The following is a 24321-nucleotide window of genomic DNA, read 5'->3' as shown; positions in this document are numbered from 1 at the left end:
TTCTGAAATCATGGACGTCCAGGGGGCCGCACAAGGGAGTTGGGGGCACGGGTGAGCTCGACGACGTACGCGCCGGCGGACACGGCCGGAGAGCCGGGCGTCACCGGGAAGCGGCGGGCACTGCTCATCGGCGTGGGGAGGACCCCGTTCCTCGAACGGGACGAGGCGCTCTCCCTGCGCTACCCCCCGCTCGACTTCGTCGACCGCGACATCGAGATGGTGGGCTCCGCCCTCGCCGAGTCCGGCTACCACGTCGACGCCCTGCACCCCGGCCACACCGACCCCGAGCGACAGGACACGACGTCCGGCTCGATCGAGACCGCCCTGGAGGAGTTCCTGCTCTCCTGCGGGGCCGGGGACACCGCGTTCCTCTACTTCTCCTGCCACGGCGTGACCGTCGGCGAGCGCGAGTACCTGCTCACCGCCGACGCCCGGCCCCGCGCCGACGGCTCGCTGTTCGGCCGGGCGATGCTCGAAGTCAGCCCCGAGGTCCTCCTCGGCGACCTCCCTACGGGTGTCACGGTCGTCGTCTGCCTCGACACGTGCCGCGTCGAGGATCCGTACGCGCCCACGGACCCGCACGAGACGCCTCTCGTGAACTCCGCCTACCGCGACGTGGCCTGGCTGCACGCGAGCGGCCGCGGCCAGCCGGCCTACGCGGACCCCGAGAAGGGCAGCTACTTCGGCATCGCCCTCTCCGAGGCCCTGTCGCGGAACAGCCCCCCGAAGACCTTCAAGGACGTCCACGACTTCGTCCGGAACCGGGTCGACCGGCTCGCCTCACTCCTCATGGAAACCGCGCCGACGGTCGAGTTCCAGTGCGCGGAGGGCCTCGCGGACCGGCTGGTTCTCTGCCGCGGCTCACGGGTGACCCAGCGCTGGGCCGATGCGATCAGCGCTTCCGCACTCTGGCAGCACACCTCGCACGAGGCGGCCGTCCACGACCGGGTCAAGGAAAGGCTGTCCGAGCTCGCGCGCGAGGTCGCGAAGAGTCGCCTCGTCACGGACTCCGCGCTCGTCACCCCGTGGAGCGATCCCGACTACCCGCTCCGGGTGGTGGACCGCCTCGGCCGCCTCGTCGAGGCCGCCCGCCTCACCGGCGGCGAGCGACTCACCCCCGCCGAGACCGCGGCGCTGCTCGCGGCTCCGCTCCTGCACGAGGGCGTCGTGGCCATCGCTCTGAGCGAGCTGGCGGCGTTACGGCCGGACAGGATCGACCGGCGCGAGGACGGTCGGGGGCGCGAGGCCCTCACCCCGCACGACCGCCTGGTGTGCGACGCGGCGCGCGACGTGTCCCGTGCCCACTCGCAGGTCAGCCTGGCTGCCGAGACGCTGCGTCAGCGTCATCTCCACGAGCCGGCCGCGGCGGCCGACCACTGGCTGCGACACCGGTTCATCGCCGACTGGGATCGGCTGTGGGACCGTACGGGCGACTACCCGGCGGTCGACCACCTGCTGGACATGGTGACGGCGGCGGTCAGCGGCGGTTCTCCCAGCGAACCCTCCCCGCAGAAACGCGCCCTGATCGAGCGCCAGCTCCGCCAGGTGCTTGCGCACGTCACGGTCGCGCCCGGCAGCAGCCCTCGGATCAACGACAGCGGCGAACTCCGCTGGAACGAGCATCCCGCCGTACCCGGCAACACGTGGCGTGCCCGCGACCTCGCGTACCTCGTCTGGCTGGCCTCCCTGTTGGCCGCCGACCCCCGGCGCATGTCCAGCGTGCTGGTCGACCACCTGGGAGCGCACCGCCGCCTCGTGCCCTCGGACGTCACCGCGGCCCTCTCCGAGTACCGCCTCGAGTCCCACGACGAGCACATGCCGCCGGACGGGGGCGACGGGTACGACCTCGCGGTCGACTTCCTCTGCCCGCATCCCGCGCTGCACGCGGCCGTGGAGGAGCTGGCGGCGACGGCGGACGCCTCGGTTCGTGCGCTCCACCGGAGCTGGAAGGAGGCCCGCACCACCGCTCCGGACCTGCTGCGCGGAGTCCCGAGGAAGGTGACCACCGAGTTCCTGGAGCCGCTGGAACAGCAGTACACCAAACCACTGGAACGCTTCCGGCTCGCCGAGGACGAGATCCGCCCGCTGCTCATGGGCACCCAGCTGTACGGCGACAAGATGCTCGCCGTCCGCGAGCTGTACCAGAACGCCCTGGACGCCTGCCGCTACCGGCAGCTCAGGACCGCGTACGGGGAGCGGCTGAACAGGTGCCGGGCAAGGGGCCAGGAGCCGGAGATCTCCTTCGTCCAGGGGTACGACGACGAGGACCGTCCTTACATCGAGTGCCACGACACGGGAACGGGGATGAGCCGCAGGAAGCTCACCTCGATGTTCGCCCGTGCGGGAAAGCGGTACGAGCAGGACCCGGACTTCGTCCAGGAGCGCCGGAACTGGCGGCGCGCCGGCATCGAGCCGGTCCCCTTCAACAGCCGTTTCGGCATCGGCGTGTTCAGCTACTTCATGCTGGCGGAGGAGGTGGTGGTCACCACCTCCACCGTCGACCTCCACGGCAACCCGTCCCGCACGGAGGCCCCGCTCCAGGCCACCATCCAGTCCGGCTCCGGCCTCCTGGAGATCGTGGAGGCCACCGCCGCCCCGGAACGCGGCGGCACGGTGGTCCGCCTCTACCTGAGCGCGGACGGCGAGACGCCGCCGTCCCTGGTGGAGACCCTGCGCAAGCTGCTCTGGGTGAGTGACCACCGTGTGACGGCGCTCGAACTGGACCGCGAGGGCAACAAGATCCGCTCCGAGGAGTGGCCCCCCGGGGAGCTCAAGGCCTCGGAGGACTGGCCGGCCGCCCCGGCGAGAGCGGGGACGGACGCCTGGCTCGTCCAGGGCAAGGGTCAGCTCCTCCTGGACGGCGTCGTCGTCAGGAACGCCCCGGAGGTCGACGGCTATGTCTTCAACCTGCGCGAACGCGACCAGCCGGTCCCGACGGTGGACCGCAACGGGCTGGTCGACTGGGACCAGAAGGGGGTGGAGAAGCGTCTGCTCGACGGAGTGACCGAGGCCGTCGACAGCTTCGAGGAGGTGCGGTTGCGCTGGCTGTGGGAACTCGCCCTCAGCGAACCGCCCCTGGCGGTGATGGTCTTCGACTCGCTCGACGAAGACGCCACGGGTGTCCTGCACGCGACACAGGAGGAGCGGAGCCTGGCCACGTCCACCTTCCGCCTGCGCGAGGTGGGATGCCTGCCTTTCGACCGAAGGTCCATCCGACTGAACTACTACGAGCGGACCTTCGGTGACGAGCGCCTTCACGAAGGTGCCCTGTTCGACCAGTGGCGAAGCTCCGCACTGAACGTCTTCAGCGAGTCGCACAAGCCCTTCACACCCAGCGGTTACCCCCTGCCCCAGGGTATCGACGCGCTGCTGTTCGACCGCGTCGTGCCCGACGGCTCGTGGGCCGCGCCCCTGCGGGCGGCGGCACTCGTCGGACAGCCCCTCTCGGCGGCCGTGCGGGCGCTGCGTCGCTACGCCATCGCCGGTGTCCAGGTGCCCGAGGCCGCGGACATCCGGGCGCTCGACGACTTCGTTCCGACGCCGGTCATGGCCGACCTCTACTTCGCCGACCGGTACGCGCGGCGTCCCCGGCGGACCGAGGAGCACCATGCCCCGGCACTGTTCGCCCCGTTCCTCCTCGTGGCGGCGGTACACGACATCACCCTGACCGAGACCATCGCCGCGGCACGAGAGCTCGTGGTCAGCACGCCCGTTCCCGGCTGGGAGGACATCCCTCGGCTCACCGGGGGCCTCGTTCTCGAAACGGAGGCGAGCGCGCTGGCCACCACCACCGCCACGCTCACGGAAAGAAGCCCCCATGCCTGGCAAGGGGGATCCGTCCATCCCCTGGACCTTCTGGTGCGCGCCCCCTCCGTCGAGCAGCGCGAGCAACTCGTCGAGCGGATCAAGGAGCTGGAACCGCTGGGGTTCCACCTGGCGCCGGGAGTCTCCGACGTCACTCTCGGCCATCCGCCGCTGACCGGTGACGAGCGCCGTCTCCTCTCGTACGACGTGGACGGCGAGTACCCCTGGGTCAGGCGTGACCTCACTCTGTTCGACGTGTTCAGACGGTCCATGGGCATGAGGGTTCCCGTCGGCCGAGTAGTGGAGCAGATCAACGGCCTCACCGCGGCCACGAGCCTCTCGGCACCCCATGTACCGCCCAGCGCCGCCGACTGGACCGTTCCTCACTGGGTCGGGGAACTCCTGCCCTTCAAGTCGGAGACCTCGGATCAGGCCCCCTTCGGCCCCTGGCGCGTCACCGCCGCGCTGCGCTACGTGGACACCAGTGTCGGCTTCGACGCGCTGCTCCAGGACTTGCTGCATCTGGACGCGTGCGGCGTGCTGGCCCCCGGCTGCGTGTCCCTCGTCGAAGCGAGCCTCGAGCAGATCACCACGTTGGACCCCTACCTGGACCGTCTCCTCCACACGGTGTACCCCTTCTCGCCCTACAGCGCCGGCCGCTGGGACGTCGACGCGCAGGGCCTGGGTCTGGAACCCCTGGCCTACTTCGCCGCCAGGGAGAAGGGCACCATCGGTGCCCAGGTCGATCGGCTGAGAGCGCTCACCCTGCCCTTCCCCCTGAAGATCGTCGACCTGCCCGAGTCCGTCCGGGTCCTCACCCCGCATCTGACGGTCGCCACGCTCTTCATCGAAGAGGCGGCCGACAAGCGGATGGCCTTCCGCTCCCACCTCTCCCGCCAACAACTTCTCCACCAGGCCAGGCGCGCCAATCAGAGCCTGGGCACCACCGTCCGCAACTCCCTCGCCTTCCACTCCGTCGGCGGCCCCGCCCTCCCCGGCCCCTTCACGGGCCCCGGGGCAGAGGAGCTGGAGAACTTCCTGCCCACCGACTTCGACCTCGCCGCGTTCGATCCGGGTCTCCTCGGCCCAGGCGTCCTCGGCCCCCTCGAACTCGTCCTCGTGGCAGGCCGGTTCGGCTGGACGCTGGGGAAGACGTACGACCGCTACGCCCCCTTCGCGAGCCTCGGTCTCCGGGTCACCACTCCCGAACCCGTGGGTGGGGAAAGGGACATCGTCCCCGGCTGGCGTGATGTCATCGTCCTCACCGAGCGGTTGACCGGCCGGGCACCCGCCGTGGCGGGAACCGTCGCCGACGAGCACGTCGTTCTCTGTGCCGAGGAGACCGAGCAGTCCGAGGACGACGTCCGTGACGGCCTCCGCCGCTATGCCCGGCTCTTCTCGCTCGTCGTTCCCGCCCCCGGAGGACCACAGACATGAGCGCCACCACTCCGTACCAGCGCAAGCCCTTCCCCCTCACCCAGCCCCTCACCACCTTCCTCTGGCAGGCGCGGAGCGACGGCGGCGGCGTGGAGGCCACCGGTGAGTGTCCTCAGTGCCGGTGCGTGACGAAGAACGTCATCGCCGCCGTCCAGTACGTCACCAAGGGCCCCTCGAAGCCCCTGCGGGACCTTCTGGCCACGGGTGAGCCGAGGCCCGCCAGGTGCGAGTGCACGACCTGGCACCTGAACCGGCCCGACGGCGTCCCGGACGGCTGCGGAGCCTCGTTCTGGATCGCGCTGCCGCCGGGGGGAGTCGCCCTGTGAGCGGCTTCACCGACGACGAGCTGTGGGACGCCTCCCTGCGGGGGCGGGCGATGGCGAGCCCGCCCGAGCGGCTGCGGGCCGCGCTCCAGCAGGCGGAGGGGTACCGGAACTTCCTCACCACGCTCACCGGACTGCTCACCGTGATCTTCGTGCTCAAGGGGCAGGAGAACCTGAGCAGGATGACCACGGGCCCGAGGTGGTGGGTGATCGGCCTGCTCGCCGGGGCGTTCCTGCTCCTCCTCGCGGCCTCCTGGATGATGGTCTCGGCCGTTCACGAGCGGCCGGACGAGGAGGTGCTCACCGACGCGGAGTACCTGCTGAACTACGAGAAGAAGCGGGCCGCCGCCGTCCGGCGGACCACCGGCCGGGCCCGCTGGATGGGCCTCGTCGGCGTCCTCGCCGTGTCGGCCGCCTCCCTGATCACCTGGATCCTCCCGGGTCCGGTCAGCTGACCCGACCGGCCCCGCACGCGTCAGGACGCGCATCGGCGCCCACCCAGTCGTCCGGTCGGGGACATTCGGGGGGCGCCGCGCTCAGTTCCGTACGTCGTTGTACGGGACGTTCTCGGGGTGATCCGGGCGGATCAGACCGTCAGCGAACGGTCCGTCGGGCGGATCGGGGCCGGCAGGGAGCTGGCTCCGGTCAGGTAGCGGTCCACGCCTCGGGCGGCCGAGCGGCCCTCGGCGATGGCCCAGACGATGAGCGACTGACCGCGGCCGGCGTCGCCGGCGACGTACACGCCATCGACGTTGGTGGCGAAGTCCGCGTCTCGGGCGATGTTACCCCGCTCGTCGAGGTCCAGACCAAACTGGGCGACCAGGCCGTTCTCCACGTCCGTGCCGGTGAAGCCCATCGCGAGCGTGACCAGCTGGGCGGGGATCCTGCGCTCCGTGCCCGGCTTCTGGGTCAGCCTGCCCTCGACGAACTCGACCTCGACCAGGTGGAGGAACTGGACGTTGCCCTCCTCGTCGCCCTCGAAGTGGGTGGTGGAGACGGAGTAGACCCGCTCGCCGCCCTCCTCGTGCGCGGAGGTGACCTTGTACAGCATGGGGAAGGTCGGCCAGGGCTGGCCCGGGTTCCGCTCCTCGCCCGGTCGGGGCATGATCTCCAGCTGCGTGACCGAGGCCGCGCCCTGGCGGTGTGCCGTGCCGACGCAGTCGGCGCCGGTGTCGCCGCCGCCGATGACGACGACGTGCTTGCCCTCGGCGGTGATCGGCGGGGCGACGAAGTCACCCTCGACGACCTTGTTCGCCAGCGGCAGGTACTCCATCGCCTGGTGGATGCCGTTCAGCTCCCGGCCCGGGACGGGCAGGTCGCGGGCGGTGGTGGCGCCGGCGGCGATGACCACGGCGTCGAACCGCTTGCGCAGGTCCGTCGACGTCAGGTCGCGGCCGATCTCGATGCCGGTGCGGAACTTGGTGCCCTCCGCGCGCATCTGCTCGATGCGGCGGTTGATGTGCCGCTTCTCCATCTTGAACTCGGGGATGCCGTAGCGCAGCAGGCCGCCGATGCGGTCGGCGCGCTCGTACACGACCACGGTGTGGCCGGCCCGGGTCAGCTGCTGGGCGGCGGCGAGACCCGCCGGGCCCGAGCCGATGACGGCGGCGGTCTTGCCGGACAGGCGCTCGGGCACCTGCGGCTTGACGTCGTTCGCGTCCCAGGCCTTGTCGATGATGGAGACTTCGACGTTCTTGATGGTGACGGCCGGCTGGTTGATGCCGAGCACGCACGCGGACTCGCAGGGCGCCGGGCAGAGGCGGCCGGTGAACTCCGGGAAGTTGTTGGTGGCGTGCAGGCGCTCCTGCGCCGCCGACCAGTCCTCGCGGTAGGCGTAGTCGTTCCACTCGGGGATCAGGTTCCCGAGCGGGCAGCCGTTGTGGCAGAACGGGATGCCGCAGTCCATGCAGCGGCCGGCCTGCTTGCTGATGATCGGCAGCAGGGAGCCGGGGACGTAGACCTCGTTCCAGTCCCTGACGCGCTCGCCCACGGGGCGGGTCTCGGCGACCTCGCGACCGCTGGTCAGGAAGCCCTTGGGGTCAGCCATGGGTCGCCGCCTCCATCATCTTCTCGGTGGTCTCGGCCTCGGAGAGACCGGCGAGCTCAGCGGCGTCCTTGGCGGCGAGCACTGCCTTGTACGTGGTGGGGATGATCTTGCTGAACCGGTCCGCGTTCGCGTCCCAGTCGGCAAGGAGCTTCTCGGCGACCGTGGAGCCGGTCTCCTCGTGGTGGCGGCGCACGACATCGTGGAGCCATGCCTTGTCGGTGTCCGACGGGGCCTCGATCGCGCCCAGGTTGCCGGAGTTGACGTTGTCCCGGTCGAGGTCGACGACGTAGGCGACACCGCCCGACATGCCGGCCGCGAAGTTGCGTCCGGTCTCGCCGAGGACGACCGCCGTACCACCGGTCATGTACTCGCAGCCGTGGTCGCCCACGCCCTCCGAGACGACCAGGGCGCCGGAGTTGCGGACGCAGAAGCGCTCGCCGGTGCGGCCGCGGAGGAACAGTTCGCCGCCGGTCGCGCCGTAGCCGATCGTGTTGCCCGCGATCGTGGAGTACTCGGCGAGGTGGTCGGCGCCCCGGTCGGGGCGGACGATCACGCGGCCGCCGGAGAGGCCCTTGCCGACGTAGTCGTTGGCGTCGCCCTCCAGGCGCAGGGTGACACCGCTCGGCAGGAAGGCGCCGAACGACTGGCCCGCGGAGCCGGTGAAGGTGATGTCGATGGTGTCGGCGGGGAGGCCGGCGCCACCGAAGCGCTTCGTCACCTGGTGGCCGAGCATGGTGCCGACCGTGCGGTTGATGTTGCGGATGGCGACCTGGGCGCGGACCGGCTGGGCCTCCTCGGCGGAGGCGGCGTTCAGGGCCTCGGCGGCGAGCTGGATCAGCTCGTTGTCGAGGGCCTTCTCCAGACCGTGGTCCTGCTCGATCAGGGCGTGGCGGACCGCGCCCTCGGGCAGCTCCGGCACGTAGAAGAGCGGCTCCAGGTCGAGACCCTGCGCCTTCCAGTGGGTGACGGCGCGGCTGGTGTCGAGGAGTTCGGCGTGGCCGACGGCCTCTTCGAGGGTGCGGAAGCCCAGCTCGGCGAGGATCTCGCGGACCTCCTCGGCGATGAACTCGAAGAAGTTGACGACGAACTCGGGCTTGCCGGAGAAGCGGTCGCGCAGGACCGGGTTCTGGGTGGCGATGCCGACGGGGCAGGTGTCCAGGTGGCAGACGCGCATCATGACGCAGCCGGAGACGACGAGCGGCGCGGTCGCGAAACCGAACTCCTCGGCGCCCAGCAGTGCGGCGATGACGACGTCGCGGCCGGTCTTGAGCTGGCCGTCGGTCTGGACGACGATCCGGTCGCGCAGGCCGTTGAGCAGCAGCGTCTGCTGGGTCTCGGCGAGGCCGAGTTCCCAGGGGCCGCCCGCGTGCTTGAGGGAGGTGAGCGGCGAGGCGCCCGTACCGCCGTCGTGGCCGGAGATGAGGACGACGTCCGCGTGGGCCTTGGAGACACCGGCGGCGACCGTGCCGACGCCGACCTCGGAGACCAGCTTCACGTGGATGCGGGCGACCGGGTTGGCGTTCTTGAGGTCGTGGATCAGCTGGGCCAGGTCCTCGATGGAGTAGATGTCGTGGTGCGGCGGCGGCGAGATGAGGCCGACGCCGGGGGTCGAGTGACGCGTCTTGGCGACCCACGGGTAGACCTTGTGGCCGGGCAGCTGGCCGCCCTCGCCGGGCTTGGCGCCCTGGGCCATCTTGATCTGGATGTCGTCGGCGTTGACCAGGTACTCGCTGGTGACGCCGAAGCGGCCGGAGGCGACCTGCTTGATCGCGGAGCGGCGGGCCGGGTCGTAGAGGCGGTCCGGGTCCTCGCCGCCCTCACCGGTGTTGGACTTGGCGCCCAGCTGGTTCATGGCGACGGCGAGGGTCTCGTGCGCCTCGCGGGAGATGGAGCCGTACGACATGGCGCCGGTGGAGAAGCGCTTGACGATCTCGGCGACCGGCTCGACCTCGTCGACGGAGATCGCGGGGCGGCCGGAGGTGAAGCCGAAGAGGCCGCGGAGCGTCATGAGGCGCTCGGACTGCTCGTTCACCCGGTCCGTGTACTGCTTGAAGATGTCGTACCGCTTGTTGCGCGTGGCGTGCTGCAGGCGGAAGACGGTCTCCGGGTCGAACAGGTGCGGCTCGCCCTCGCGGCGCCACTGGTACTCGCCGCCGATGTCCAGGAGGCGGTGCGCCGAGGGGACGCCGGAGACGGGGTACGCCTTGGCGTGGCGGGCGGCGACCTCCTTGGCGACGACGTCGAGACCGGCGCCGCCGATCTTGGTGGCGGTGCCGTTGAAGTACGTGGCGACGAAGGTCTCGTCGAGGCCGACGGCCTCGAAGACCTGGGCGCCGCGGTAGGAGGCGACGGTGGAGATGCCCATCTTGGACATGACCTTGAGGACGCCCTTGCCGAGCGCGTAGATCAGGTTCCGGATGGCCTGCTCGGGCTCGAGGCCCTCGATGAAGGTGCCGGCGCGGACCAGGTCCTCGACGGACTCCATGGCGAGGTACGGGTTGACCGCGGCGGCGCCGTAGCCGATGAGCAGGGCGACGTGGTGGACCTCGCGGACGTCACCGGCCTCGACGAGCAGACCCACCTTGGTGCGCTGCTTGGTGCGGATGAGGTGGTGGTGGACGGCCGCGGTGAGCAGCAGCGAGGGGATCGGCGCGTGCTCGGCGTCGGAGTGCCGGTCGGAGAGCACGATGAGGCGGGCGCCGCCCTCGATGGCGGTGTCGGCCTCGGCGCAGATGGCGTCGAGGCGGGCGGCGAGGGCCTCGCCGCCGCCGGAGACCCGGTAGAGGCCGGAGAGCGTCGCGGCCTTCATGCCGGGCATGTCGCCGTCGGCGTTGATGTGGATGAGCTTGGCCAGCTCGTCGTTGTCGATCACCGGGAACGGCAGGGTGACGCTGCGACACGTCGAGGAGGTGGGCTCGAGCAGGTTGCTGCCGGGGCCGAGCGAGGAGCGCAGGGAGGTCACGAGCTCTTCGCGGATGGCGTCGAGCGGCGGGTTGGTGACCTGCGCGAACAGCTGGGTGAAGTAGTCGAAGAGCAGCCGCGGGCGGGCGGAGAGGGCCGCGATCGGCGAGTCCGTGCCCATGGAGCCGAGGGGCTCGCCGGCGGTGCGGGCCATCGGCGCGAGGATGACGCGGAGCTCTTCCTCGGTGTAGCCGAAGGTCTGCTGGCGGCGGGTGACCGAGGCGTGGGTGTGGACGATGTGCTCGCGCTCGGGGAGGTCGGAGAGCTCGATCTCGCCGGTCTCCAGCCACTCCTCGTAGGGGTGCTCGGCGGCGAGGGCGGCCTTGATCTCGTCGTCCTCGACGATGCGGTGCTCGGCGGTGTCGACGAGGAACATCTTGCCGGGCTGGAGGCGGCCCTTGCGGACGACCTTGGCGGGGTCGATGTCGAGGACGCCGACCTCGGAGGAGAGGACGACGAGGCCCTCGTCGGTGACCCAGTAGCGGCCGGGGCGCAGTCCGTTGCGGTCGAGGACCGCGCCGACCTGGACGCCGTCGGTGAAGGTGACACAGGCCGGGCCGTCCCAGGGCTCCATCATCGTGGAGTGGTACTGGTAGAAGGCGCGGCGGGCCGGGTCCATCGTCTCGTGGTTCTCCCACGCCTCGGGGACCATCATCAGGACCGCGTGGGGCAGGGAGCGGCCGCCGAGGTGGAGCAGCTCGAGGACCTCGTCGAAGGAGGCCGAGTCGGAGGCGTCCGGGGTGCAGATCGGGAAGATCCGGTCGAGCGAGCCCTCGCCGAAGACGGTGGAGTCGAGCTGGGCCTCGCGGGCGGTCATCCAGTTCCGGTTGCCCTTGACGGTGTTGATCTCACCGTTGTGGGCGACGAAGCGGTACGGGTGGGCCAGCGGCCAGCTCGGGAAGGTGTTGGTGGAGAACCGGGAGTGGACGAGGGCCACGGCGGTGGCGCAGCGGCGGTCCGACAGGTCCGGGAAGAAGGGCTCGAGCTGGCCGGTGGTCAGCATGCCCTTGTAGACGATGGTGCGGGCGGAGAGCGACGGGAAGTACGTCGCGGCCTCGCGCTCGGCGCGCTTGCGCAGGACGAAGGCCTTGCGGTCGAGCGCGATGCCGGAGGTCTCGCCGTCGGCGACGAAGAGCTGGCGGAAGACCGGCATGGTGGAGCGGGCGGAGGCGCCGAGCAGCTCGGGGGCGACGGGGACCTCGCGCCAGCCGAGGACGTTCAGGCCCTCTTCGGCGGCGATCGTCTCGATCTTCGCGACGGTCTCGTCGGTGCCGTCCTCGGGGAGGAAGGCGATGCCGACGGCGTACGCGCCGGCCTCGGGGAGCTCGAATCCGGCGACCTCGCGGAGGAAGGCGTCCGGGACCTGGAGCAGGATGCCGGCGCCGTCACCGGAGTCGGGCTCGGAGCCGGTGGCGCCGCGGTGCTCGAGGTTGCGCAGTACGGTCAGCGCCTGCTCGACCAGCGCGTGGCTGGCTACACCGGTGAGGGTGGCCACGAACCCGACACCGCAGGCGTCGTGTTCGTTACGGGGGTCGTACATCCCCTGCGGAGCAGGGCGACCGTCCATGGGCGACCAGGCGTCGGAACGCATCGGCTCTCCCGTCGTCGTCGTGGCTGGGGGCACCTCCCAGACCACGTCTGGGGGAGCTCTGCTGCCGAGGGACGACGTTGGCCCTCCGCGAAATTTCGTGCAGGTTACATGATGGCTGGTTTCTCGCTAAGTGGATAGCGCATTCCAACATGCGGACACCACCGATACGGAGCGGTGGTGTGGGTTCACCTGTGGTTTGCGAGGTCAGAGGCCTGCCCCGCGGGGACGGATCGAGGTGATCCGGAGGATCTCCGGGTCGTCGGCGACCCGTCACTGTGTGGGCTTCGTTGCCCAGCGACGCTCAGGCCTCATTCCCGTTGGTCACGGGTTCGAAACCGCCGAGTAACCGGCTACATATGTGGCGTCGTGCATAGTGTCTCATCGCTGCGGCGGATCGGGCCAGGGATATACGTCACAGCCGATAAGAGGCTTACGCCCCGAAAAGGTGCACCGAAAAGACCGAGAGGCCCCTTTCGGGAGCCTCTCGGTCTTCTGCGGGGGTACGGAATCCGCACCCGGCCTCACATCCGTACGGGACGGGCTACAGCGCGGCTCCGAGGAGCATGCCGAGCCCGTACGTGACGGCCGCGGCGGCGCCGCCGAGGACGAGCTGGCGCATGCCGCTGAAGAGCCAGCCGCGCGCGGTCACCCGGGCCACGAGCGCGCCGCAGGCGAAGAGCCCGACGAGCGCGAGCAGCACGGCCGGCCAGAGCGCGGTCGCCCCGAGCAGGAACGGCAGGACGGGGAGGAGCGCGCCGATCGCGAAGGAGCCGAAGGACGAGACCGCGGCGACCATCGGCGACGGCAGGTCGTCCGGATCGATGCCGAGCTCCTCGCGGGCGTGGATCTCCAGGGCCTGCTCGGGATCCTTCGACAGCTGCATCGCGACCTCGCGGGCCAGCGCGGGCTCGACGCCCCGGGAGGCGTAGAGCGCGGCGAGCTCCTCCATCTCGTCGATGGGGTGCTTGCGCAACTGGCGGCGCTCGACGTCCAGTTCCGCCTGGACGAGTTCGCGCTGCGAGGCGACGGAGGTGTACTCGCCGGCCGCCATGGAGAAGGCGCCGGCCGCGAGTCCGGCGAGACCGGTGATGACGACGGTCTGGGTGGAGACCGCGCCGCCGGCGACACCGGTCATCAGGGCGAGGTTGGAGACGAGTCCGTCCATCGCGCCGAAGACGGCCGGCCGCAGCCAACCGCCGTTCACGTCACGGTGCGTGTGGTTGTCGCGGTGGGCCTCGTGCAGTGGCGCCTGAGCTTCGATGATGGACATGGCTCTCCCCTCGTTCCGGCGGGCCGGGTTGCTCCCGCCGCCCCCAACACCCTCGAAAATACGCGCGATGTAAGGGGCGCGCCAGCAAGGCAGGCCGTACTTACTAAGGCGTGCCTTGCTGCGTGAACCGGGTTCTGGCGAGGTGTCAGGCGGGTGACAGAGACGTTTCTTCGGCGAGTTCGCGGCCCGTCGTGGCACAGATCCAGGCATCGGGGCGCCGTCGATGCGCCCCCACCGAGGAAGGGGCCACGGACATGGTGACCACCACGGCATGCGATACGCGCGAACGGGCGAGAGGGGCGCTCCTCGGCCTCGCCGTCGGCGACGCGCTCGGCGCGCCCGCCGAGAACATGCGCCCCTCCGAGATCCGCCGCCGCTGGGGCCGGATCGAGGGCTTCGTGACGGACAGCCCGGCGGGCACGGACGACACCGAGTACGCCATCTTCTCGGCGCTGCTCCTGGCCCGGCACGGCTCGGCCCTCACCGTCCACCACGTCGAACGGGCCTGGCACCACTGGATCGCCGATCTCGACGAAGGCCCGTTCCGCGGGGCGGGCTTCTCGGAGCGCGGCACCCTGGAGAACCTCCGCCGCGGCCTCGCCGCGCCCATCTCCGCGCAGCACCGGCACGCCTGGAGCGACGGTCTCGCCATGCGGGCGGCGCCGTTCGGGGTGTTCGCGGCGGGCCGCCCGGCGGAGGCGGCCCGACTGGTCGCGATCGACGGCAGCGTCAGCCACGACGGCGAGGGCATCTACGGCGGCCAGGCGGTCGCGGCGGGCGTCGCGGCCGCGATGGCGGGAGCGGGGGTGACCTCGGTGATCGCGGCAGCCCTCTCGGCCGTCCCGATGGACTCGTGGACGGCCCGCTCGCTGCGCCGCGCGGTGGTCGCCGCCCAGCGCGTCCAGCCGGACCCGCTGACCCGCGAGCGCCAGGTCCGCTCGGCGGTCGTCATCGGCGGCTACCCGTGGACGGACCTGGCCCCGGAGGCGGTGGGCCTGGCGTTCGGCGCCTTCGCGGCGGCGCGGGGCGACTTCCGTACGGCGGTCCTGACGGCGGTCAACATGGGCCGCGACGCCGACACCACGGCGGCGGTGGCGGGCGCGCTCGCGGGCGCGGCCGGCGGGGTGCGGTCGATCCCCGAGGAATGGGCCTCGGCCATCACCCCGGTCACGGGCAGCTGCCTTCCCTCGATGCGCGGCTACCACGTCCTGGACGTAGCGGACCTGCTGACCCCGGAGGGGGAATCCTGATGAGCGACGACACGACGACGACCACGGCCGCGGCGACCGCGGGCAGCGCTCCCACCGCCAAGGGCAACGCCCCCACCGCCGTGGGCAACGCCCCCACCGCCGTGGGCAACTCCCCCGCCTCTGCGGGCGACGCCCCCACCGCCCTGGGCAGCGCTCCCGCCTCTGCGGGCGACGCCCCCACCGCCCTGGGCAGCGCTCTCGCCTCTGCGGGCGACGCCCCCACCGCCCTGGGCGACGCTCCCACCGCCGTGGGCAATCGTTCCGCAGGGCGGTGGGGGCACCCCCAGACGGAGTCCGGGGGAGGGTGGGCGCGGCACCCCTCGCCGGACGCCGGCCCCCTGCTCGGCGCCCACCAGGACCTGACGGTGACCCCGCTGCCGGGCACCGACACACCGGACCCCGCCCCTCCGCACGGCACGGGTTCGTGGGGCGGCACCCGAGAGGACCGACAGCCCGAGGCCCCCCGCAGGCCACCGCGCGACGCGGTGGAGGGCCTCCTCCTCGGCCTCGCCGCAGGCGACGCCGCAGGATGGCCCGCCGCCAGGCACCGCGCCGCCCGCATGCCCGAGTGGACCCGCCGTCTCACCCGCGAGCTCGACACCTTCGCCGAGCAGAACGCCACGACCACCCTCCCCGTCCCCATCGCCCTCAACCAGCCCCCCGAGCCCCTCCGCCTCGGCCCCTCCGACGACGCCGAATGGGCGGTCTTCACCGCCGAGGCGATCCTCGCCGCCCCGGGCCCGGTCTTCACCGGCCTCCCGGAGGAGCGCCGGCTCCGCGCCGCCGTCGACCTCGCCTGGAACGCCCTCGCCGGACAGGTCGCCGCCGCGGCGGAACGCGCCCCCGAGGTCGAGTCCGCCGTGCTCCCGCTGCGCGCCCGGATCTCCGTCCGCGCGGGACTCGGCAATCTCGCCACCGGCCTGCGTCCGCCCGCGACCGGACACGACAACCCGCACTTCTTCGACGACGCGGCCTCCGTCCGGGCCGTCGTCCTGGCCGTCGTCCACCCCGGCGACCCCCGCGCCGCGGCCGAACTCGCCGCGTTCGACGCCCGGTACACCCAGGACGGCGACGGCGTCCACGGCGCCCGCGCGATGGCGGCGGCCGTCGCCGCGGCCCTCGGCGGGGCGACGGTCGACGAGGCCGTCGAGGCGGCGCTCGCCGAGCTCCCGCCCGTCACCGAGATCGGCCGCAACGCCCGGTACGCGGTGAAGCTGGCCCAGACCGCCGCTTCGGCCTTCGAACTGGTCCCGCTCCTCGAGCACCAGATCGTGGACCACGTCTACAGCTACGGCATCGCCGCCGCCGAGACCGTCCCGGTGGCGCTCGCCCTCGCCGCCGCCGCCCGGGGCGAGATGACGGCCGCCGTCCCGGCCGCCGTCTGCCTCTCCCGGGTCGCCGACTCCGCGCCCGCGCTGGCCGGCGCGCTCACCGGGGCGCTGGGCGGGGGCCGTTCGGTGCCGGCGACCTGGCGGGAGGCGTGCCGAACCCTCGCGGGCTGCGCGCTGCCCCGCCTCGCGGGAACGGATCTGGTCGAACTCGCCGGGCTGCTCGCAGCCACGGAACCGCCCACCCTGGGTGGACAATCCCGACATGACACCCACAACACCCCCCGTGGTGACGCCCGCACTGGATGACCGGATCACCGGCAGTCTCCTCGGGGCCGCCGTCGGCGACGCGCTCGGCGGCCCCGTCGAGGGCTACACCCCCCAGCAGATCCTGGAACGCCACGGCGGCCGCGTCACCGGGATCGTCGGCCCGTGGAACGGCGACGCCTGGCGCACCGCCCGCCCCATCGCCCCGTACCACAAGGGCGACGGGCACGTCACCGACGACACCTTGATGACCCATGCGCTGATCCGGGTGTACGAGAAGGTCCGCGGCCACCTCGACGCGTACGCGGTCGCGGACCACCTCGTCCCCGACCTCATGGGCAACCCCGTCTGGATCCCGGAACTGGAGGCGGAGGCACTCCCGCTCCAGCGGATCTTCCTGGCCGAGAAGTGGCTGGTGACACGCATCCACTACGGCCATGTGGACCCGCGCGAGGCCGGCAGCGGCAACATCGTCAACTGCGGTGCCGCGATGTACATGGCCCCGGTCGGGCTCGTCAACGCGGCCCACCCGGAGGCCGCGTACGCCGAGGCCCTCGACATCGCGGGCGCGCACCAGTCCTCGTACGGCCGCGAGGCGGCGGCGGTGTTCGCGGCGGCGGTGGCGGCTGCGTGCGAGCCCGGCGCCACGCCGGCCTCCGTGGTCGACACCGCCCTGTCGCTCGCGAAGGACGGGACCCTGGCGGCGATCGAGGCGGTGACGGAAGTGGCCTCCCGGCACCGGGACTTCGAGTCGGCGCTGACGCCGCTCCGGACGGCGGTGGCCCCGTTCGACTCGGTGGGCCCCGACTACCGCTCCCCCTCCCTCGGCGCCCGTCGCCCGTCCCGTCTCCACGCGATCGAGGAACTCCCGATCGCCCTCGGCATGCTGCTCGTCGGAGAGGGCGACTACCGGCGTACGGTGCTGGGCTCCGTCAACTACGGCCGTGACTGCGACTCGATCGCCACGATGGCGGGCGCGATCGTGGGCGCGCTGCACGGGGAGCAGGCGGTGCCGGCCGAGTGGGCGAAGCGGGTGGCGGAGGCGAGCCGGCTGGACCTGCACGCGCCGGCGAGGGCCCTGACGGAGGTGACCCACGAGATCTTCGCCCAGGACAGGAAACGCCGCAGGGCCCACGAGCGGACGTTCGCGACCCTGACGGGTGCGGCCGTCCGATGAGCCTCCGCCTGACCTGGGTCCAAGCGGAGGACCTGGTGGGCCACGAACTCCGCCAGGCGGCGGAGGACGGCCGCGACGCCCGTGCCCTCGCGGCCCGCTGGGCGGCGGCGGGCGGCCCACCCGCCCCGGAGACGGCCGGCGCCTCCGCCTCCCCCCGGCCGGACCTCCGCCCCCTGGCGGACTCCCTCCTCGCCGCGTTGTCGGCCCTCCCCACCCCGCTGTCGGCGCAGGAGCCGACGGACCTCGCCGGCATCCGGGCGCTGACGACCCCCCACACCGCCCCTCCCCCGGTCCAGGCCCCGGACGCGGACGGGGGCGGGGACGGGGACACCGACGGGGACCCGGCGACGGTCACTGCGGGCTGTCGCCCAGAGGGGCGTTGGTGGCACCCCCGGCCGGAGTCCGGGGGTGGGGGGTGGACGCATCCCCCGTTGTCGGGCTCCGGCTCCCCGCGCGAGGCGCCGTGGACCCGGGGGTTCGCGAACGAAGGCCCCGGCCCCGCCGAGGCCTCGGGAAGGGGGCGTCCCCCCGCGCCGACGGGCGCAGGCGGCGGGTCGGGGGGAGGCGACACCCCGCACGACCGTCTACACGACCGCCTGCACGACCGCCTGCACGCCTCCTGGCTCGGCCGAGCCGCGGGCTGCCTTCTCGGCAAGCCCGTCGAGAAGCTCGGCCTCCCCGCCATCCGCGCCCTCGCCCGTGCCACCGGCAACTGGCCCCTCTCCACCTGGTTCACCGCCCGCGGCGTCCCGCCCGAGCTGCTCGCCGCCCACCCCTGGAACCGCCGCTCCGCCCCCACCTCCCTCGCCGAGAACATCGACGGGATGCCCGAGGACGACGACCTCAACTACCCCCTCCTCAACCTGCTGCTGCTCCAGCGCCACGGCCGCGGCTTCACCACCGCCGACGTCGCCCGCCTCTGGCTCGACGAGCTTCCCGCCGGCCGCACCTTCACGGCCGAGCGCGTGGCCTACCGCAATCTCCTCGACGGGGTCGAACCCCCGCTGACCGCCGTCCACCGCAACCCGTTCCGCGAGTGGATCGGCGCCCAGATCCGGGCCGACGTCCACGGCTGGACCCACCCGGGGGACCCGGTCGCCGCCGCCGGGCAGGCGTACCGGGACGCGACCCTCACCCACACGGCGAACGGCGTCTACGGCGCCATGTTCGTCGCCGCCACCCTCGCCACCGCCGCGACCGGCACCGCCGACGTCCACCGCTCGCTCGCGGAGGGCCTCGCCGTGATCCCACCGCGGTCCCGCCTCGCACGGGCGGTCCGCCGAGGGATCGGGCTCGCCCGCGAGACCCCCGACTTCGACGCCGTCGTCGACCGTCTGCACGCCGAACTCGGCGGGTACCACTGGGTGCATGCCGTCCCCAACGCCGCCCTGCTCGCCGCCGCCCTCACCCACGCCGACGGCGACTTCACCCGCTCCATCTGCGCGGCGGTCTCCGGCGGCTGGGACACCGACTCCAACGGCGCCACCGCGGGTTCGGTCGCCGGGCTGCTCGCCGGTCACCCCGACCGGCTGCCGGAGCGCTGGACCTCCCCCCTCAAGAACCGTCTCGCGACCTCCGTCCCGTCCTTCGACGGCATCGGCTTCGACACCCTGGCCGAACTGACCCACCTGGAGGCAGTACGCCCATGACCAGCATCGTCGTACTCGGCAGCACCAACATGGACCTCGTCGCCTACGTCCCGAGGGCCCCGGCCCTCGGCGAAACCGTCACCGGCCGCGCCTTCCGTACGATCCCCGGCGGCAAGGGCGCCAACCAGGCCGTCGCCGCCGCGCGCGCCGGCGGCGAGGTGTCGATGATCGGCGCGGTCGGCGCCGACGACTTCGGCACCCGGCTCCGGGCCACCCTCGAACAGTGCTCGGTGGACACCGATCTCCTGCGCACCGCCGAGGGCGCCTCCGGCACCGCGCACATCGTCGTCGACGACGACGGCGGCAACGCGATCGTCGTCGTCCCCGGTGCGAACGGCACCGTCACCTCCCTCGACCACGGCGACGAGGCCCTCATCGGCACCGCCGACGCCCTGCTGCTGCAGCTCGAACTCCCCCTCTCCGTCGTCGTGGAGGGCGCCGCGACCGCCCGCCGCCTCGGCGTCCGCACCGTCCTCACCCCCGCCCCCGCCCAGCCCCTCCCTCCCGAACTGCTCGCCACCATCGACCTGCTGGTGCCCAACGAGCACGAGGCCGCCGCGCTGACCGGCCTGAAGGACCCCCGCGAGGCGGCGCTCGCGCTGCTCCGGGACGTCCCCGAGGTCGTCGTCACCCTGGGGGCGGCCGGCAGCCTGTACGCCGTCCGGGGCGCCGATCCGGTGACGGTGCCCGCGCCCCGCGTCCGGGCCGTGGACACCACCGCCGCCGGTGACACCTTCGTCGGCGCGCTGGTGGTCGCCCTCGGCGAGGGCCGCCCCGCCCCCGAGGCACTCGCCTGGGCGGGGACCGCCGCCGCGCTCTCCGTCCAGCGCGAGGGCGCGTCGACGTCGATGCCCTACCGCACCGAGATCGAGGCCGCCTTCGGCTCCCTCGGCGAGCCCCGGGACCAGGACGAGAAGGAGACCGACCCCGCATGACCCCCACGCCTCACGCCCGCACGCCGCACACCCCGGCCGCGTCCACCACCCCGTCCCACGCCGTTCACGCCGCTCACGCCTCCCACTGCTCCGACACGTCCGCCGTCGGCGCCGCACCCCGAGCGCCCCTCCACGGTCTGCGGGTCCTGGATCTCGCGACCCTCTTCGCCGGCCCGCTCGCCGCCACGATGCTCGGCGACTTCGGCGCCGACGTCGTCAAGGTCGAGCACCCCCGCAAGCCCGACCCGTCCCGCGGCCACGGCCCCGCCAAGGACGGCATCGGTCTCTGGTGGAAGGTCCTCGGCCGCAACAAGCGGACGATCACCCTCGATCTGTCCTCCCCCGGCGGCCGTGACACCCTTCTCGCGCTCGCCGCCGACGCCGACGTGATCGTGGAGAACTTCCGCCCCGGCACCCTGGAACGCTGGGGTCTCGGCTGGGAGGAGCTCGCCACCGTCAACCCGCGTCTGGTCCTGGCCCGGGTCACCGGCTTCGGCCAGTTCGGCCCGTACGCCCACCGCCCCGGTTTCGGCACCCTCGCCGAGGCCATGAGCGGTTTCGCCGCCATCACCGGCGAGCCCGAGGGCCCGCCCACCCTGCCCCCCTTCGGCCTGGCCGACTCGATCGCCGCCCTGGCCACGGCGTACGCGGTGATGACCGCGCTCACCGCGAGGACCACGACCGGGCGTGGCCAGGTCGTCGACATGGCGATCATCGAACCGATGCTCTCGGTCATCGGGCCCCACCCCCTCTGGTACGACCAGCTCGGCTATGTCCAGCCCCGCACGGGCAACCGCTCCCGCAACAACGCGCCCCGCAACACGTACCGCACCTCCGACGGCTCCTGGGTCGCCGTCTCCACCTCCGCCCAGTCCATCGCCGAACGCGTCATGGTGCTGGTCGGCCGCCCCGATCTGATCGACGAGCCGTGGTTCGCCGACGGCACCGGACGGGCCGAGCACGCGGACGTCCTCGACGAGGCGGTCGGCTCCTGGATCGCCCGCCGCACCCGGGACGAGGCGATGGCGGTGTTCGAGAAGGCCGAGGCGGCGATCGCCCCGGTCTACGACATCCGGGACGTCGTCGACGACCCCCAGTACCAGGCGCTCAGCACCGTCACCGAGGTGCAGGACCCCGAACTGGGCCCGATCAAGATGCAGAACGTCCTCTTCCGCCTCTCCGAGACTCCCGGAGCCATCCGCTGGCCCGGCCGCCCCCACGGCGCCGACACCACCGCCGTCCTCTCCGAGATCGGCCTCACCCCCGCCGAGATCGGCAGCCTCCGCGAGCAGGGAGCGGTATGAGCAACATGAGCGAGACCCCGACCCGCGCGAAGGCCACGACGCGCCGCCCGCCCTCCACGCCCGCCCTCACCTGGCTGTACGCCCCGGGCGACCGCCCCGATGTGGTCCGCAAGGCCCTGTCCTCCGGCGCCGACGTCGTCATCGTCGATCTGGAGGACGCGGTCGCCCCGCACCGCAAGGCGTACGCCCTCGAGGCCACGGCCGATCTGCTCACGGACCCGCACCCCGTCCCGGTCCACGTCCGCGTCCACACCCCGCGCGACATCCCCACCCTGGCCCTCCTCCCCGGCCTCCACGGTCTTCGTGTTCCCAAGGTGACACACGCCACTGACATCCACCGGCTCGTCGAGCTCGCCCCCGGCCTCCCGCTCTACCCGCTCCTGGAGAACGCCCTGGCCGTGGAGCACGCGTACGCCATCGCCACCGCCCATCCCGCCGTCCGCGGCATCGCGCTCGGCGAGGCCGATCTCCGCGCGGACCTCGGGGTACGGGAGGACTGCGCCCTGGACTGGTCGCGCGGCCGGGTGGTGGTCGCGGCCCGCGCGGCCGCCCTCCCGCCCCCGGCCCAGTCGGTCCATCCCGACATCAGCGACCTGGACGCGCTGGCCGCGGGCTGCGCCCGGGGCCGTGCCATGGGCTTCTTCGGCCGGGCGGCCATCCACCCCCGCCAGCTCCCGGTCATCGAGCGCGCCTACCTCCCCACCCCGGAGGAGGTCGACGCGGCACGGGAGGTCGTCGCGGCCGCCGGCCCCGAGCTGGGCGCCCTCGCCCTCCCGGACGGGCGCTTCGTGGACGCGGCGGTGGTGGCGGGCGCCCACCGGACCCTCGCCCTCGCGGCCCGCACGGCCTGACGCCGGGACCCGGGCATGAGCCCGGCTCCCGCACCCGCGTACGCGAAAGGGCCGCCGGGACCTCTCGGTCCCGACGGCCCTTTCGACCGGCTGGAGGGGGTTCAGCTCTTGGCGGCGGACCCGGCGCCGTTGTCGGCCCCGTGCTCCACGTCCCCACCGGAACGGTCGGAGCTGTCGGAGCTGTCGGAGCTGTCGGGGCCAGCGGCGTCGGCGCTGTCGGCGTCCTTCCCGCTGTCCGTGAGGGGATCCGTGACGGAGTCCGCGGCAGCGTCCTCGGGCGACGCGTCCTCGTCGCCTTCGGCCGTCTTGCCCGCCGCCTTGCCGGCGGCCTCCTTCGCGGCCTTCGGCTCGACGATCTCCTCGCGGCCCGGGCGGATCCGCGCCGAGATCACCATGTAGACCACGGCGAGCACGAAGACGCCGATCGCGGTCCACACGTTCAGGCGCAGGCCCAGGATGTGGTGGGCCTCGTCGACGCGCATGTACTCGATCCAGGCCCGGCCCACGCAGTACGCGGCGACGTACAGCGCGAAGGCGCGCCCGTGGCCGAGCTTGAAGCGGCGGTCGGCCCAGATGACGAGGACGGCGACACCGACGCACCAGAGCGACTCGTACAGGAAGGTCGGGTGGTAGAGCCCGGCCTCGCGGTTCGCGCCCTCGGTGATCTTCAGGGCCCAGGGCAGGTCGGTCGGCTTGCCGTACAGCTCCTGGTTGAACCAGTTGCCCCAGCGGCCGATGGCCTGGGCGAACGCGATGCCGGGAGCGATGGCGTCGGCGTACGCCGGGAGCGGGATGCCCCTGCGGCGGCAGCCGATCCAGGCACCCACCGCGCCGAGCGCGATGGCGCCCCAGATACCGAGGCCGCCCTCCCAGATCTTGAAGGCGTCGACCCAGTTCTCACCCTCGCTGAAGTACAGCTGGTAGTCGGTGATCACGTGGTAGAGGCGTCCGCCGACGAGGCCGAAGGGCACCGCCCAGACGGCGATGTCGGCCACGGTGCCGGCGGTGCCGCCCCGGGCGATCCAGCGCTTGTTGCCGTACCAGACGGCGACGAAGACACCGATGATGATGCAGAAGGCATAGCCGCGCAGCGGGATCGGTCCGAGGTTGATCACGCCGGTCGACGGGCTGGGAATGTAGGCAAGGTCCATGGCAGGACCGACGCTACCCTGCCGGGCGGGCGGGACGGCAGCCCACCCGGCAACGTATGGGTAACTAACCCGGGCCGGAGGCGGCGGCTCAGCCCGCCGAGGGAGAGCCCGGGGAGGCCGCGGGGGCGGTCGCCGGGGCCGCCGTGCCGGGCTTCTTGCCCTTGTTTGCCTCGGCGACCCACTTCTTCAGGTTGTCCGGGGAGATCTGCTCGTTCCCCTTCTGCGGGAAGATCGACTCCCCGTTGAGCAGGACGGACGGCGTGCCGCGGAAGCCGCCGTTCTGGAAGGCCTCGTTCGACTTGGCCACCCAGGTGTCGTGCGTGCCGTCGTTCACACAGCTGCGGAAGGCGGGCGTGTCGAGCCCCGGCACCTTCGCCGCGAGCTCGATCAGCTTGTCGTTGCTGCCGAAGGCGTCGTCCGTCTCCGGCGGCTGGTTGATGTAGAGCGTGTCGTGGTACGCGGTGAACTTCCCCGCGTCCTGGGCGCACGCGGCGGCGTTCGCCGCGCGCAGGGAGCCGCTGCCGCCCATGTTCCCGTCGATGAGGGTGGCGAGGTGGTACTCGGTCCTGACCGCGCCCGCGGCCTCCAGCTCGTGGATGGTGTCCCGGAACGCGTTCTCGAACTGGGCGCACGCCGGGCAGCGGAAGTCCTCCCAGATCGCCAGCGTCGATGGGGCGTCCGCCTTCCCGGTGGGGACGGCGGGCTTGCCGTCCTCCTCGGTCGCCCCGGTGGGCGCGACGACCGGGCCCGCCTTGTCGGATCCGCTGTCCTTGTCGCCGCCCGCGGCGATCACACCGACGACCGCGGCGAGTCCGAGGACGCCGACCACCGCCGCCGACACGATCAGGATCCGCCGCTGCTTCTCGCGGGCCTTCTCGTGCTCGCGCTGCTGCTGGAGACGCTCCCGCGCACTCCGATTACCGTCACCACTGTTCTTCTGGCTCACGCCTCGGAAACGAACCGGGGAGGCACGTGC

General features: G+C 72.5%; 14 protein-coding genes and 1 pseudogene. 10 read left to right on the top strand and 5 right to left on the bottom strand.

Features of this window, described 5'->3' with window-relative positions:
- Positions 1-51 precede the first annotated feature (51 nt).
- Genes ACFQ79_RS18200 through ACFQ79_RS18190 form a run of 3 tightly spaced genes read left to right on the top strand, consistent with a single transcriptional unit; the run spans position 52 to position 6019 of the window.
- On the top strand, positions 52-5241 hold the full coding sequence (locus ACFQ79_RS18200) for a caspase family protein (RefSeq protein ID WP_383584492.1): 5190 nt from the start codon (positions 52-54) through the stop codon (positions 5239-5241).
- The gene (locus tag ACFQ79_RS18195) at positions 5238-5567 is read left to right on the top strand and encodes a hypothetical protein (RefSeq protein WP_383584490.1); all 330 of its coding nucleotides are present in this window, start codon (positions 5238-5240) and stop codon (positions 5565-5567) included. Before ACFQ79_RS18200 ends, ACFQ79_RS18195 begins: the two co-directional genes overlap by 4 nt.
- Positions 5564-6019 (top strand): hypothetical protein, encoded by a 456-nt coding sequence (locus ACFQ79_RS18190; protein ID WP_383584488.1) that lies wholly within the window; start codon positions 5564-5566, stop codon positions 6017-6019. The genes ACFQ79_RS18195 and ACFQ79_RS18190 overlap by 4 nt, the downstream gene beginning before the upstream one ends.
- Before the next feature lie 131 nt (positions 6020-6150).
- Here ACFQ79_RS18190 and ACFQ79_RS18185 read toward each other — a convergent pair whose 3' ends face one another.
- From ACFQ79_RS18185 to ACFQ79_RS18175, 3 genes are all read right to left on the bottom strand, one after another.
- Positions 6151-7611: a glutamate synthase subunit beta gene (locus ACFQ79_RS18185; protein ID WP_383584486.1), complete on the bottom strand. Its 1461-nt coding sequence runs from the start codon at positions 7609-7611 to the stop codon at positions 6151-6153.
- Positions 7604-12163 (bottom strand): glutamate synthase large subunit, encoded by a 4560-nt coding sequence (gene gltB, locus ACFQ79_RS18180; protein ID WP_383584484.1) that lies wholly within the window; start codon positions 12161-12163, stop codon positions 7604-7606. The genes ACFQ79_RS18185 and gltB overlap by 8 nt, the downstream gene beginning before the upstream one ends.
- Positions 12164-12704: 541 nt before the next feature.
- The gene (locus ACFQ79_RS18175; protein WP_383584482.1) at positions 12705-13433 is read right to left on the bottom strand and encodes a VIT1/CCC1 transporter family protein; all 729 of its coding nucleotides are present in this window, start codon (positions 13431-13433) and stop codon (positions 12705-12707) included.
- Between the two features lie 254 nt (positions 13434-13687).
- On the opposite strand from ACFQ79_RS18175, the gene ACFQ79_RS18170 reads away from it, so the two are divergent.
- From ACFQ79_RS18170 to ACFQ79_RS18140, 7 genes are all read left to right on the top strand, one after another.
- Positions 13688-14683, top strand: a complete 996-nt coding sequence (locus ACFQ79_RS18170) for an ADP-ribosylglycohydrolase family protein (protein WP_383584480.1) — start codon at positions 13688-13690, stop codon at positions 14681-14683.
- 359 nt (positions 14684-15042) lie between these two features.
- On the top strand, positions 15043-16320 hold the full coding sequence (locus ACFQ79_RS18165; RefSeq protein WP_383584559.1) for an ADP-ribosylglycohydrolase family protein: 1278 nt from the start codon (positions 15043-15045) through the stop codon (positions 16318-16320).
- Positions 16277-17455 carry an ADP-ribosylglycohydrolase family protein gene (locus tag ACFQ79_RS18160; protein WP_383584478.1) on the top strand — a complete coding sequence of 393 codons (1179 nt, stop codon included), beginning with the start codon at positions 16277-16279 and terminating at the stop codon, positions 17453-17455. The genes ACFQ79_RS18165 and ACFQ79_RS18160 overlap by 44 nt, the downstream gene beginning before the upstream one ends.
- The gene (locus tag ACFQ79_RS18155; protein ID WP_383584476.1) at positions 17452-19104 is read left to right on the top strand and encodes an ADP-ribosylglycohydrolase family protein; all 1653 of its coding nucleotides are present in this window, start codon (positions 17452-17454) and stop codon (positions 19102-19104) included. Before ACFQ79_RS18160 ends, ACFQ79_RS18155 begins: the two co-directional genes overlap by 4 nt.
- Positions 19101-20039, top strand: a complete 939-nt coding sequence (rbsK, locus tag ACFQ79_RS18150; protein ID WP_383584474.1) for a ribokinase — start codon at positions 19101-19103, stop codon at positions 20037-20039. The genes ACFQ79_RS18155 and rbsK overlap by 4 nt, the downstream gene beginning before the upstream one ends.
- Positions 20036-21343 carry a CaiB/BaiF CoA transferase family protein gene (locus ACFQ79_RS18145; RefSeq protein WP_383584472.1) on the top strand — a complete coding sequence of 436 codons (1308 nt, stop codon included), beginning with the start codon at positions 20036-20038 and terminating at the stop codon, positions 21341-21343. The genes rbsK and ACFQ79_RS18145 overlap by 4 nt, the downstream gene beginning before the upstream one ends.
- Before the next feature lie 5 nt (positions 21344-21348).
- The gene (locus ACFQ79_RS18140) at positions 21349-22194 is read left to right on the top strand and encodes an HpcH/HpaI aldolase/citrate lyase family protein (RefSeq protein ID WP_383584556.1); all 846 of its coding nucleotides are present in this window, start codon (positions 21349-21351) and stop codon (positions 22192-22194) included.
- A gap of 301 nt (positions 22195-22495) precedes the next feature.
- Here the strand turns inward: ACFQ79_RS18140 and lgt are convergent.
- Together lgt and ACFQ79_RS18130 are read right to left on the bottom strand one after the other, a co-directional pair.
- Positions 22496-23345 (bottom strand): annotated as a pseudogene (gene lgt / locus ACFQ79_RS18135) (prolipoprotein diacylglyceryl transferase); the annotation flags it as partial.
- Between the two features lie 88 nt (positions 23346-23433).
- Entirely contained in the window at positions 23434-24291 is an 858-nt protein-coding gene (locus tag ACFQ79_RS18130; RefSeq protein ID WP_383584470.1) for a DsbA family protein, read from the bottom strand.
- Positions 24292-24321: the final 30 nt, after the last annotated feature.

It is taken from the genome of Streptomyces sp. NPDC056480, assembly GCF_042795405.1.
GTDB lineage: Bacteria > Actinomycetota > Actinomycetes > Streptomycetales > Streptomycetaceae > Streptomyces.
The sequence above is the reverse complement of the archived record's forward strand: the minus strand, read 5'-3'. Positions and strand labels throughout refer to the sequence as shown.

Coding starts and splice junctions, on each gene's coding strand:
- ACFQ79_RS18195 (WP_383584490.1), top strand. CDS start 5,238: ATGAGCGCCACCACTCCGTACCAGCGCAAGCCCTTCCCCCTCACCCAG.
- ACFQ79_RS18185 (WP_383584486.1), bottom strand. CDS start 7,611: ATGGCTGACCCCAAGGGCTTCCTGACCAGCGGTCGCGAGGTCGCCGAG.
- gltB (WP_383584484.1), bottom strand. CDS start 12,163: ATGCGTTCCGACGCCTGGTCGCCCATGGACGGTCGCCCTGCTCCGCAG.
- ACFQ79_RS18175 (WP_383584482.1), bottom strand. CDS start 13,433: ATGTCCATCATCGAAGCTCAGGCGCCACTGCACGAGGCCCACCGCGAC.
- ACFQ79_RS18170 (WP_383584480.1), top strand. CDS start 13,688: ATGGTGACCACCACGGCATGCGATACGCGCGAACGGGCGAGAGGGGCG.
- ACFQ79_RS18160 (WP_383584478.1), top strand. CDS start 16,277: ATGACACCCACAACACCCCCCGTGGTGACGCCCGCACTGGATGACCGG.
- ACFQ79_RS18155 (WP_383584476.1), top strand. CDS start 17,452: ATGAGCCTCCGCCTGACCTGGGTCCAAGCGGAGGACCTGGTGGGCCAC.
- rbsK (WP_383584474.1), top strand. CDS start 19,101: ATGACCAGCATCGTCGTACTCGGCAGCACCAACATGGACCTCGTCGCC.
- ACFQ79_RS18145 (WP_383584472.1), top strand. CDS start 20,036: ATGACCCCCACGCCTCACGCCCGCACGCCGCACACCCCGGCCGCGTCC.
- ACFQ79_RS18140 (WP_383584556.1), top strand. CDS start 21,349: ATGAGCGAGACCCCGACCCGCGCGAAGGCCACGACGCGCCGCCCGCCC.